The organism is Streptomyces sp. NPDC002088, from assembly GCF_040296605.1.
Taxonomy (GTDB): Bacteria; Actinomycetota; Actinomycetes; order Streptomycetales; family Streptomycetaceae; genus Streptomyces.
The window spans coordinates 1-10,349 of the sequence record NZ_JBEOXO010000063.1; the positions used below are offsets into that span (position 1 = coordinate 1).

At 70.2% G+C, this 10,349-nt stretch carries 12 protein-coding genes and 1 tRNA gene; 5 read left to right on the plus strand and 8 right to left on the minus strand.

Annotated elements, in window-relative coordinates; all coding sequences use genetic code 11:
- Nucleotides 1-341: DUF2637 domain-containing protein (locus ABT114_RS49250; RefSeq protein WP_351153616.1), on the minus strand; the 341-nt coding region annotated here is incomplete at its 3' end.
- A 229-nt stretch (nucleotides 342-570) separates the two neighbouring features.
- Here ABT114_RS49250 and ABT114_RS49255 point away from each other — a divergent pair.
- Entirely contained in the window at nucleotides 571-795 is a 225-nt protein-coding gene (locus ABT114_RS49255; RefSeq protein WP_351153619.1) for a hypothetical protein, read from the plus strand.
- Between the two features lie 93 nt (nucleotides 796-888).
- Here the strand turns inward: ABT114_RS49255 and ABT114_RS49260 are convergent, their stop codons facing one another.
- Nucleotides 889-1,233, minus strand: coding sequence for a DUF4158 domain-containing protein (locus ABT114_RS49260; protein ID WP_351153622.1), 345 nt, complete (start codon nucleotides 1,231-1,233; stop codon nucleotides 889-891).
- Between the two features lie 168 nt (nucleotides 1,234-1,401).
- Nucleotides 1,402-2,454, minus strand: coding sequence for an Lrp/AsnC family transcriptional regulator (locus tag ABT114_RS49265; protein ID WP_351153642.1), 1,053 nt, complete (start codon nucleotides 2,452-2,454; stop codon nucleotides 1,402-1,404).
- 144 nt (nucleotides 2,455-2,598) lie between these two features.
- Between ABT114_RS49265 and ABT114_RS49270 the strand changes: the two genes are divergently transcribed.
- The gene (locus ABT114_RS49270) at nucleotides 2,599-4,140 is read left to right on the plus strand and encodes an MFS transporter (protein ID WP_351153624.1); all 1,542 of its coding nucleotides are present in this window, start codon (nucleotides 2,599-2,601) and stop codon (nucleotides 4,138-4,140) included.
- Nucleotides 4,141-4,248: 108 nt separating this feature from the next.
- On the opposite strand, the gene ABT114_RS49275 is transcribed toward ABT114_RS49270, so the two are convergent.
- Nucleotides 4,249-4,374 (minus strand): hypothetical protein, encoded by a 126-nt coding sequence (locus ABT114_RS49275; protein ID WP_351153627.1) that lies wholly within the window; start codon nucleotides 4,372-4,374, stop codon nucleotides 4,249-4,251.
- 68 nt (nucleotides 4,375-4,442) lie between these two features.
- Between ABT114_RS49275 and ABT114_RS49280 the strand changes: the two genes are divergently transcribed.
- Nucleotides 4,443-4,652 (plus strand): DUF6207 family protein, encoded by a 210-nt coding sequence (locus ABT114_RS49280; protein ID WP_351153629.1) that lies wholly within the window; start codon nucleotides 4,443-4,445, stop codon nucleotides 4,650-4,652.
- Nucleotides 4,653-5,134: 482 nt separating this feature from the next.
- Here ABT114_RS49280 and ABT114_RS49285 read toward each other — a convergent pair.
- The 3 genes from ABT114_RS49285 to ABT114_RS49295 form a co-directional block, all read right to left on the minus strand.
- Nucleotides 5,135-5,208 (minus strand) — tRNA-Met (locus ABT114_RS49285).
- Nucleotides 5,186-6,157 (minus strand): tetratricopeptide repeat protein, encoded by a 972-nt coding sequence (locus ABT114_RS49290; RefSeq protein ID WP_351153631.1) that lies wholly within the window; start codon nucleotides 6,155-6,157, stop codon nucleotides 5,186-5,188. The genes ABT114_RS49285 and ABT114_RS49290 overlap by 23 nt, the downstream gene beginning before the upstream one ends.
- On the minus strand, nucleotides 6,150-7,172 hold the full coding sequence (locus ABT114_RS49295; protein WP_351153633.1) for a tetratricopeptide repeat protein: 1,023 nt from the start codon (nucleotides 7,170-7,172) through the stop codon (nucleotides 6,150-6,152). The genes ABT114_RS49290 and ABT114_RS49295 overlap by 8 nt, the downstream gene beginning before the upstream one ends.
- A gap of 1,173 nt (nucleotides 7,173-8,345) precedes the next feature.
- Here ABT114_RS49295 and ABT114_RS49300 point away from each other — a divergent pair.
- Together ABT114_RS49300 and ABT114_RS49305 are read left to right on the plus strand one after the other, a co-directional pair.
- A complete protein-coding gene (locus tag ABT114_RS49300; protein WP_351153636.1) occupies nucleotides 8,346-8,507 on the plus strand; it encodes a hypothetical protein in 162 nt (53 codons plus the stop codon).
- On the plus strand, nucleotides 8,504-9,178 hold the full coding sequence (locus ABT114_RS49305; RefSeq protein WP_351153639.1) for a DUF6338 family protein: 675 nt from the start codon (nucleotides 8,504-8,506) through the stop codon (nucleotides 9,176-9,178). Before ABT114_RS49300 ends, ABT114_RS49305 begins: the two co-directional genes overlap by 4 nt.
- On the opposite strand, the gene ABT114_RS49310 is transcribed toward ABT114_RS49305, so the two are convergent.
- Nucleotides 9,160-10,349 (minus strand): serine/threonine-protein kinase (locus ABT114_RS49310; protein WP_502988534.1); only part of this gene is annotated, 1,190 nt, incomplete at its 5' end. The two genes, ABT114_RS49305 and ABT114_RS49310, sit on opposite strands and share 19 nt — an antisense overlap.

Sequence of the window (10,349 nt, forward strand, 5' to 3'; positions counted from 1 at the left end):
GCGATCCGCCCGATCGCATGGCGGGCGGCCTCGACCGCCACCACAAACAGAACCGGGATCACCGCGTGCATACCGACGCCCAGCGGGTCCGGCCAGGCCGCCGCGCCATTGAAGGCGATCGTCGCCGCCGTCAGCAGCCACGCCGTCTGCCGCAGGAGCGGGAACGGGATGCGGATCCAGGTCAGCAGCAGGTCCAGCGCCAGGAGGACGCAGATACCGGCGTCGATGCCGATCGGGAAGACGTAGGCGAAGGTGCCGAAGCCCTTCTTCACCGCCAGTTCACGGACCGCCACGTACGAACCCGCGAAACCGATACCCGCAATGACCACAACGCCCGCCACAACCACACCGATCAGAACCCAATGCACCCGAGTCAGCTCGGGTATCCCACGGTCCCCCGCAGCCACGCCCCACCCCCATCCCAGCCATACAACTGACCAGCTCTCACACTCCCACGACCCACCCCAAGCCGTAGCACGCCCCCGGCAAGATGGCGCAGTTTCGCCCGGCGCGAACCTGCTTGAGCTTCTTGATCTCGTCCAGCAGCGAGTTGAGGCTGACGTTCCCCGGATGGGCCTTGATGTCGACCAGCACCGACTCCACGTCGTCTTCGTCCTCGTCCGAGGTGTCGCCGTCCACGGCCGCACCGTCGCCCTGCTCGGGGTCGTCGCCGGTCGAGTCGGTGAAGGCCAGCGCATCCAGCCGACGGGGACGGCCCTCCGTCTGCGCGAGCCGTGCGGCGACCTCGGCGACGGCACGCTCGTCGGCGTGGTGCAGCGCGGAACGTCGTGGTGACCTGGGCCGCGGTCGGCGGCTCGATCAGGTCCACGCGCATCTGCCGCAGCAGCTCGGCCCGCACCTGCTCCTCGCGGCGTTCGTCGTGCCAGATCACGTCCACCAGGTGCGAGACGAGCTTGACCAAGTCGGTCTTCGTGCACTTGTGCAACCGGTCAGGTCCCGCAGCTCGCTGCGGTGCCGTTTCGCGGCGCGGGAGGTGAAGTCGTAGGCTTCCAGTTCGGACGCGGCGACGCCGACCTGCTCGGCGACGTGCTCGACTGCATCGGGCGGTAGCTCCAGGCGCATCCCGGGGAACCGGCCGCGCCAGGTCAGGAACTTGAGCTGGACAGCGAATCCCAGCCTCGTGGCCCCGGTTATGTTCCGTAACCAGCCTGCCTCGTCGCCGGACAAGATGAAGTGGTCCACCACCCCATCCAGACCCAGATCCCGCCCCACGTTCGGGTGCCCCTCTCGTTTCCCTTGCCCCGTTCACTGGTTCAGCCCAACGAGTCAGCGGACAACGGAGAAACGGTCCAGGTCCCAGCAGGTGCGGGCGGTTCGGGCATCGGTAGGGTCGGGGACTGGAAACGGGGCATCAGCCACCGCGCCAGCCTGCGACCCTACTCAGCCGGTCCGCAGCGTCGCCGCAGCCTTGTAGGTGCGCAGCACCGGCGCGGTCTCAATCCGCGCGATCGCGTCCAACGCCACCTTCCGGGTCAGGTAGTGGTGCAGTTCCTCGGCGTCCCGGCACAGCGCGTGCGCGACCAGGTTCGTCGGACCGGTCGTCGCCGCGACCACCGCCAGTTCCTCGTGCCCGGCCAGCGCGGTGGCAACGTCGTCCAGGTGCGCGGGCGCCACCTGCATCCACAGCAGCGCCGAGACGGTGACGCCCAGGAGCGCCGGGTCGATGTCCACGTCGAAGAACAGCGCACCGCGCGCACGCAGTTCGGCGAGCCTGCGGGCCACCGTGGACGCGGTCGAGCCGGTCGCGGCGGCAAGGTCGGCGTAGCTGGTGCGGGCGTCGTCGCGCAGCGCGTCTAGCAGCAGTCGGTCGGCGTCGGTGAGCAGGTACGCGGGCGCTCCCGGCCCCGGTTCCGGCCCGGCTCCTGCCGCCGACTCGCCGTGGGCCGCCGTGGTGGTGTGCGTGCGGGCGGTGTCCGCTCCGGGGCCTGCGCCGCTCTCGGCGCGCAGCCGCGCCTGCTGTGCGGCGTCGAGGGTGTCGACACGGCCGCGCCACGCGGTCGGCCCGCCGAGGTAGGTGTGCAGCAGGTAGTGCGCGGAGACCGCGGTGATCCCCGCGGTGCGCGGGATGTCGCGCAGCAGCAGCGCGTGGGCGTCCGGGCCCGCGGGCGTGGTGTGGATGATCGCCACGATTTCGGTGCCGCCGGAGGTCAGCCGTACCCACGAAGTGTCGGGGCGGCGCGCGAGCGCGACGGCGATGTCGTGCGCGTTGCGCGTCGCGGCGGTCAGCCGCACGAACCACTGGTGGGTGCCGGAGCTGCGCGGCGCGGGCAGCGTGACCACGCGCAGGCCAGCCTGCGCGTACAGGCGGCGGTAGCGGCGCACCACGGTCTGCGTGGAGGAGCCGAGGACGTCGGCGACGAGCGTGAACGGCGCCCGCGCGTCCACCTGCAGGGCGTGGATCAGACTGCGGTCCAGGTCGTCCAGTACAAGCATATTCATCAAACTAGCCGACCTTGATGGAAATAATTACCCATCCCGGCTTCGAGATTGGAAGCCGGTACGGGTGGGTTGGCACGGTGGTCACTGGCCGCTCCACCGGGGCGGGCCGCCGTCCCGGACACCGCAGGGGGAGAGAGCATGTCCCGCGCCACGCACCGCAGCACACCCGCCGACCCGAGCCAGAATCCGGGCCCGGACGTGGACGCCGCGACCGAGCCGACGCCCGAGTCTGTGCCTGCGGCCGTGGCGTCGGAGCCCGCGTACCGGTGGCGGTGGCTCGCCTTGGCCGCGGTGCTGGTCGCCGAAGCCATGAACCTCCTCGACGCGACGATCGTCCAGGTCGCTGGCCCCGTCATCCACACCGACCTCGGCGGCGCGGACGCCGCCATCCCGTGGTTCAGCGCCTCCTATACCCTCGCGTTCGCACTCGGGCTGCTGACCGGCGCCCGGCTGGGCGACATCGCCGGCCGCCGCCGCGTCTTCCGCATCGGCGTCGCCGCGTTCGCCGCCACCTCGCTGGCGTGCGCGCTCACCCCGACCCCCGAGGCTCTGATCGGGCTGCGCGTGCTGCAGGGCGCCGCCGCAGCGCTGATCATCCCTCAGACGTTCGGACTGATCCGGGCGATGTTCGACGGCGACGAACTGCCCAAGGCACTCGGCACCATCGGCCCGGTCATGGGCCTGTCCGCGGTGCTTGGACCGGTGCTCGGCGGAGTCCTGACGCACGCCGACGTGTTCGGGTCGTCGTGGCGCGCGGTCTTCCTCGTCAACCTCCCCCTCGCCGCCGCTGTACTGGCGATCGCGCCGCAACTGCGCGAGGACCGCGCCCCGTCCCGCCCGCGCCTGGACCCGGCCGGGACCGTGCTGGCGATGACCGGCACTGCCCTGGTGGTGTGCCCGCTGGCCACTGGCACCCCGAGCCCGGTGGCGTGGGCGACCGCCGCAGCAGGCGCCGCCGTCCTCGCGCTGTTCATCGCCCACCAGCGCCGCACCGCCCGCCTGGGCCGGGCCCCGTTGATCGAACCGGCACTGCTGCGCGGACGCGCATTCCCGGCGGCGCTGGCCACCTCGACGCTGTTCTTCGCCGTAATGAACGCCGTCATGATCACCGTGGTGCTGCACCTGGAACTGGGCCTCGACCGCGGCCCGCTCACTGCAGGCCTGACGCTGCTGCCGTGGTCGACCGGACTGGCCGCCGGGTCATGGGCCGCGGGCGCCTATCTGGTCCCGCGCCACGGAACCCGCGTCATGCACGCCGGCATCGCCACCCTCGCCACCGGCCTGGCCTCGGCCGTCCTCGCCTACCGGGCAAGCGCCCCCGACGCGTACCCCGCAGCGCTGCCGTTCGCGCTCGCCGTCGCGGGCCTGGGCACCGGCCTGTTCACGCCGCCGTTCTTCACCACCGCGCTGCGCGGCGTCGGACCGCAGGAGACCGGCTCCGCCGCCGGGCTCCTCAACGCCGTCCAGCAACTCGGCGGCACGCTCGGCGTCGCGGTCGCCGGCGGCATCTACCTTGCCGGCGCACAGGCGCCACGCGCCGCCGCGCAAGCCGCCCTGGCCACCGCCGGGGCGATCCTGTCCGCGACCGCGATCGCCGCCGCCGCGATGACCTCCCGTCGCACCACCACCCCCGCAGCCCCCGCAGCGGCCGAGTCCGCGACACCGCCGACACACACCTGAGGGGGTGTGAGATACGCATCAAACAGGCAAAGGGATGATCTTGAAGCCCTGAGGTACTCGGGTTTACCTGCGGCGGGCGGCCGGGTCACGCTCGGCGACGTGTCGGGCCTACCGCTCCAGGGAGCGGACGGAGGCACGCCGGGAGCGGGCCAACAGCACTGGAGTAGAGATGCCGCCCTCGGAGTCGTGGGTGAGTGCGCAGTACCGCAGCCGGTGCAAGGTCCAGCCGTCCAAGTCCCCGATAATTTCTGGCGAGGCGAGCGGGTTGGCCACCAGCCAGGCGCCGGCGCGTAGTGCCGTGCATGAGGCCGATCAACCAAGCGAATGTGGCGAAGCCAGGGCTGGCCGTGGTGAAGATCGCGGCCTGCGACGACCAGACAGCCCTCACCGTCCAGGCGCTGCTCGCCGCGCGCTGCGCGATCTCTCCGGCGGACCGAACAATCCGGGAGCCTGGCGAGCCCGGCATCCAGCTGCGCTGCTTCCTGGACCTGCGCCAGGCGCCCGAGGCGTAGGACTGCGGGCGCAGGCGGGCCTTCCTCCTACGGGCCGCGCCCGCGGCTTAGGCTGGTGCTGCTCGGGGCTGCCCTGGAGGTGTGCCATGCCGAGCGTGTGGAGCGGCTCCCTCGTGTTCGGGCTCGTCAACGTCCCGATCTCAGTTCGCCAGCGCGACCGAGGATCACAGCGTCCGCTTCCGCCGGATCCGGTGCTCAGTGATCACCCGGATTTGCTCGGACAGTGCTCATGATCAGCCGACGGTGCTCCCGGAATCGCGGATCCTGCATTGCGCACCTCCGTGCCCGAGCCGTTGAGGAGTTGGTCGACTCAACGACCTGCCCCGGGTCGCGGGGGCAGATTACCGAGGCGGCGTACGGCTTCGGTGCAGCCCAGTACGTTGACGCCTTGTGCGACCTCGGTGCCCTGTTCGACAAGAACCAGGTCCGAACCGGCCCACACGCAGTGAAGGCCCGGTGGATACCGGGCCTTCACGTCTGAGTAGCGGGGACAGGATTTGAACCTGCGACCTCTGGGTTATGAGCCCAGCGAGCTACCGAGCTGCTCCACCCCGCGTCGATACGGTGAACTGTACGGCACCGACCCGGATCGGCCCAATCGACTTGGGTGTAGCTCTTCTGCAGTGACCGTCGTCGTCACGATTGCCGTCCCTCTGGGTCAGTGAGCTGGTCGGCTTCTTCCCGGGGGCCCAGGTCACGCATGAGAAGGGCGAGGTTGCCGCGGCTGGCCAGAGTGTGGGGGTGATCAGTACCGAGTACCCGTAGCTGAGCCTCCAAGGCCGCCCGAAGCTCGGACTCGTGTGGGGGTGATCGGTACCGAGCACCCGCATCTGTGCCTCCACGACAGCGCGGTTCTCGGTCTCGGCTTCCTCCAATCGGCCCAGGTCCCGCAACACGACGGCGAGATTGCAGCGGCTGATCAGCGTGTCGGGGGCTTCAGCTCCGAACAATCCCATTCGGGCCGCCAGGACCGCCCGGTGCTCAACTTCGGCCTCCGTCCACCGGCCCAGGTCATGCAGCACGACAGCGAGATCGCTGCGGCTGCCCAGCACATCGGGGTGATCGACCCCGAACAACCGCACGCCGGCCTCCATCTCAGCCCGGTGCTCTGCCTCTGCCTCCGCCAGCCGACCCAGGTCCCGCAGCACCTTCGCGTGACTGCTGTGACTGGCCAATGTGGCGGGGTGGTTCGCTCCGAGCAGTCGTATCCGACTTTCCAGGACCGTCCTGTGTTCGGCCTCGGCCTCCGCCCACCGCCCCAGGTCCCGTAGGACAGTGGCGAAGTTGTGGCGGCTGGTCAGCGTGTCGGGGTGATCAGGGCCCAACAGATTTGTTCGTGTCTCCAGGACCGCCCGGTTCATGGCCTCCGCCTCCGCCCACCTTCCTCGGTCCCGCAGGACGTTGGCGAGGTTGGGGCGGCTGATCAGCGTATCGGGGTGATCAGGGCCGAGGATCCGCGCCTGAGCCTCCAGGACAGCGCGGTTCTCGGTCTCGGCCTCAGTCAATCGGCCCAGCTCCCATAGGACCAGAGGCAAGGTTGCCGCGGCTGGTCAAGGTGTCGGGGTGATCAGGGCCCAGCAACCGCGTCCGGGTCCGCAGGACCGTCCGGTTCTCGGTTTCGGACTCGGCAGGCCGACCCAGCGCCCAGAGCACAAGAGCGAGATCGCTGCGGCTGGTCAGGGCATCGGGATGATCGGGGCCATGCTGGTCGATGTTGGAGGCGAGAGCTTGCCGGTAGGCGGTGGCGGCGAGTTGGTAGCGGCCATCGCCGTAGGCAGTAGCCGCGAGGTCAGCGGCTTGGGAGGCATCGGCATACCCCAGCGCGGCGGTGACCACCTCAGCCGGGACGTGCCGTCCGGCCGGGCTGTGGCGTTGAGTAACGTCCAAAAGGTAGTCGAACACCTCAACACGGTCGGCCTCGGCGGGCTGGAGCAGGGGGTTGCCTGCCTGCCGGACTTCGGTGGCCCACCGCCATGCCTCCTCCATGGTCTCGGGGCGGAGCCGGGCACCGCCCCGAGCTTCCAGGTAGGCGGTGTGTGCTTCTTCCAGGAGTTGCACGGGCGCGCCCGTGAGGTAACCCGCACGACGCAGGTCGACGGCCGCCGAGATCAGTGCCGCTCCCCGCGGATGTGCCCCCCGGGACCAGGCGTTCTCCCACTCCTGCAACAGCCGTGGCCCGCACGCCAGGTATTCGGCGATGCCGTAGGTGCCGGCGTGGGCCAGCGCGTCAGCGATCCGAGGATCCTCACCCGCCAGCTCCCCTGCCCGACTCCGCTCCGCTGCCGTGAACGTCCGTTCGAGGAAGATCCGATGAGCCAGGCCGAGAACCGCTTGGACGTCGCGGTGTACCTGTCGGATCGTTTCGTCTTCACCCGCGGCTGCGAGCCGGTCCTCCTCCGCGGTCCGCAACGTCGCGACGATCACCCGGTGGTGCCCATTCCCAGCGAGCAGCGCGGCGACCTGATGGCGCGACAGACCGCCTGCTCCAACGTAGAATTCCAGATCGTCCAGCCACAACACGCACCGCCGTATCGTCCCCGCCGTGAGTGCCGCGGCCGCCACTCCTCCGCGGCCCTGCGGGACGACCAGCACATGCCCGGGCAGCACAGCCCGGACCGCTTCGAACGCCGCCCGTGTCTTCCCCGCGGTAGAGTCGCCCACCAGCAGCACAAACCCCGAGACACCCAGCTGCGCCCGCAACTCCCGATCGGCGTCCCGCTCGATGTACGCAGGAACCCGATCCCGGCTGGTTCCACCGTCTGGAAGGGCAGGCCCAGTATCCGCCTCCCTCGCTGGCGCGGGATGGACCCCGAGCGTGACCGGATCAACCTCACGCACCCGCGGCAGTTTCCCCCGCGGCATGTAGCTGCCCTCCGCCAACTCTCGCGCCCGGTCGTCACGTGCCTGCACGGCCCCCTCGAACCGCGCGCGCCATACCCCCGACAGCAGGGCCGCCGCAGGACCAACCATCGCCGCTACGCCCAGCCATCGCCAGTCCGTCACCCCGGCCGCCGCCAACACTGAAGGCGCGCCCACCACCACGGCTCCCGCCGCGGCCAGGAACCCCGCCCCCGCCAGCCGGTTCCCGCTCACCCTCCCCACCACTTCCCTGCTCGGCGGCCCTCGAACACCCCAGACTCCCACGCCGGATGCCCCCGGTACGAGACCATGTATCCAACCGTGACCACCTGGTGCCTCCTCGCTGTTGAGCGACGCCGACCAAGGCCGCTCCCACACTCCTATTCACCGCATGCACAACGACCGAAGACACCGAGGGCGGACGCGGGCTGCATCTCGTCGAAGCCCTGGCCATCCGCTGGCAGGCGGCCACCGACAAAGACGGCACCCAGGTATGGGCGTGCCTCCAGCTCCCCGCCGCATCACGAAGACCGATGACGACCATGCTGCTGCCGTCGCGAATGGGCCACATCGGAATGACACGCCCACAGGCCAGCGCCAAGAGCCCGCCCCGGTCTGACGTCGCCTGCAAGGGTCCCCAGCGTGCAGACGACGGTGCACACCGAAGCGTGGTGGGAGCCGCCTGAAACGAAGCCGCCGCTGCTTGCGCGCCCAGGGATCGGTGGGCCCAACGGGCAGGCCGGCGCAGCGGTTTCTGAGTACGCTACTGCTGGCTGGCAGAGTCGGCCGCACCGACAACCGGGGGGTGCTCCAGTGGTGAGGAGACGGCGCCCAGTGCCTGTCTTTCCGAGTGAACTGCCGCAGGCGGGCGACTCGGAGGTGACACCATCGCCCGAGCCGACGGCGCCCGAGACGGTGGAGGAGCTGCTGGCGCCGACCGATCAGGAGCGGGCCCCGGAGCCCGACCTGGAGCAGCCGGGCGCGTCGGCGCGGTGAGTCTCGGCACGTTCGGGGCCGTTCTCGGCTTTGTCTTCTTCGTGGCCCCTGGTGTCCTGTGGGCGCGGCTGGGTGACAGCCAGCGGGCTCCCAGGCCGGAGTCGGCGTTCCGGGAGAGCGGATCGATCGCCCTTGCCAGTGCGGTTTTCAGTGCGCTGTCCACTGTGCTGGTACTGGGGGGTCTGTGGCTCGTCAATGCCGGTATGGTGCGTGCGCTCGACCGCTGGGTGTGTGGGCGACATACTGCCGCTGATTCCGTGGTGTTGCCGGTGTGGACGGTGGCGGCTGAACTGGCCGTGGTGTTGGCTCTCGTGCTGCTGGCCGACCGTGTCCTGGGCGCCCGGCTCTTCGGTTCCCGCGGGCGGGGCAAGCGGTTCGAGGTTGTCAGCGGCTGGGTGCGCAGTTGGGAGCAGGTGCCGTTGGGGCTGCGCGACGTGCGGCAGATCGCGACGGTCCGGCTCTGCGACGGGACGGTGCTGCGGGGCGAGTTGGTCCGGATCTCCAACACCCTCGACGTGGACCGGCGGGAACTTATCCTGGGGGCGCCAATCGTTCGGGTGACGGAGAGGACGGATGGCAGCGAGCAGCGTGTCCGGCTGCCGGACACGCGGGTGGTGATAGCCGGCCGGGAAGTACGGGCGCTCGGGCTGATCTACTCCGAGCGAGCCTGACCTGCGCTGTCCGCGGACTGCCGTAGCCGTTCCTCGACCAGCGCCCGCAGCTCTGGTTCCTGCTGCGCGAAGCGCGGGTCGTCGTGCACCTCCTGGAACAGTGTGTTCGAGGCTTCGGGCTGGGCGGACAGGTGCAGTGCCCAGGCCAGAGCCATCTTGGCCGGCAGACGCTGCGCCGGATACCTGTCGTACCACTCCTGGTATGCCTCGCGCGCCCGCTGCGCCTGGCCGCGCTCACCGTAAATGCGGACCGCGGCGAATAGAGCGTTTGCCCCTTCTTCCTCTCCACTCCTAGCGATCTCGATCCACCAGAGCGCCTCGTCCGGTGCCGTGTGCCAGAGCAACTCGACCAGCCACCCGGCGGCCCGCAGCGTGTACGCGGAGTCCTGGGCTGCACGCCGCAGATAGGTACATGCCGCGGTGTGGTCGTTCTGCCTCAGGCACCAGGAGCCAAGGGCGTAGGCGGCCCGTCCTTCGAGCCAGCGGGCGTTGGGGTCCAGGCGGGTGATCTGCAGAAAGTGACGATCGGCCTCCTCCTGGCCGGCGTCGAGGCAGAGGCCTGCGAGCATGAACTCGGCGGCCAGGAGCGCGGTCATCGTGTCGTGGTAGCCAGGCGATTCGGGCTGGGGCCGTACGTGGGCCGTCACGAAGCGCAGGATCCGCAGAGCTGCCGGTGTGGCCGCTTCCCGTGCATCGCCTGCGTCGAGCAGTTGAGAGGCGGCCCGGACGTAGGGCGAGGGGTCGACGTGCGGGCGCCAGCGATCGGCCAGGATCCGCTGCACGCGGCCGCGGAGCGCGGACGCCTCCGGTGGTTCCTCGCCCAGCACGATGCCGGCGAGTTCCAGAAGGCCGGGGCGGTCCTGCGGGTTCTCTCCGAGTGCGTATTCGATTCCCTCGCGCAGCCGCCCGGGGAGTTCTGTAAGGTCGCTGGCCGAGCGAGGGGAGCGGCCGAGTGCGGCGAACGCGATGACCAACCCCCAGGCGTAGACGTCGGCTGCCGCCGTGACCCGCTCACCGCGGGCTTGCTCCGGGGCCATCCAGGCCGGGGTGCCGACCGGGGTGCCGGTCGCGGTCAGTGAGAGATTTTCATCCTGATTTCGCAGGTCACGGTGCTGGTGTGGGGTGGGCGCGAGGTACTCGTGCAGGCCGGAGAGATGATCGTTTGACGGAG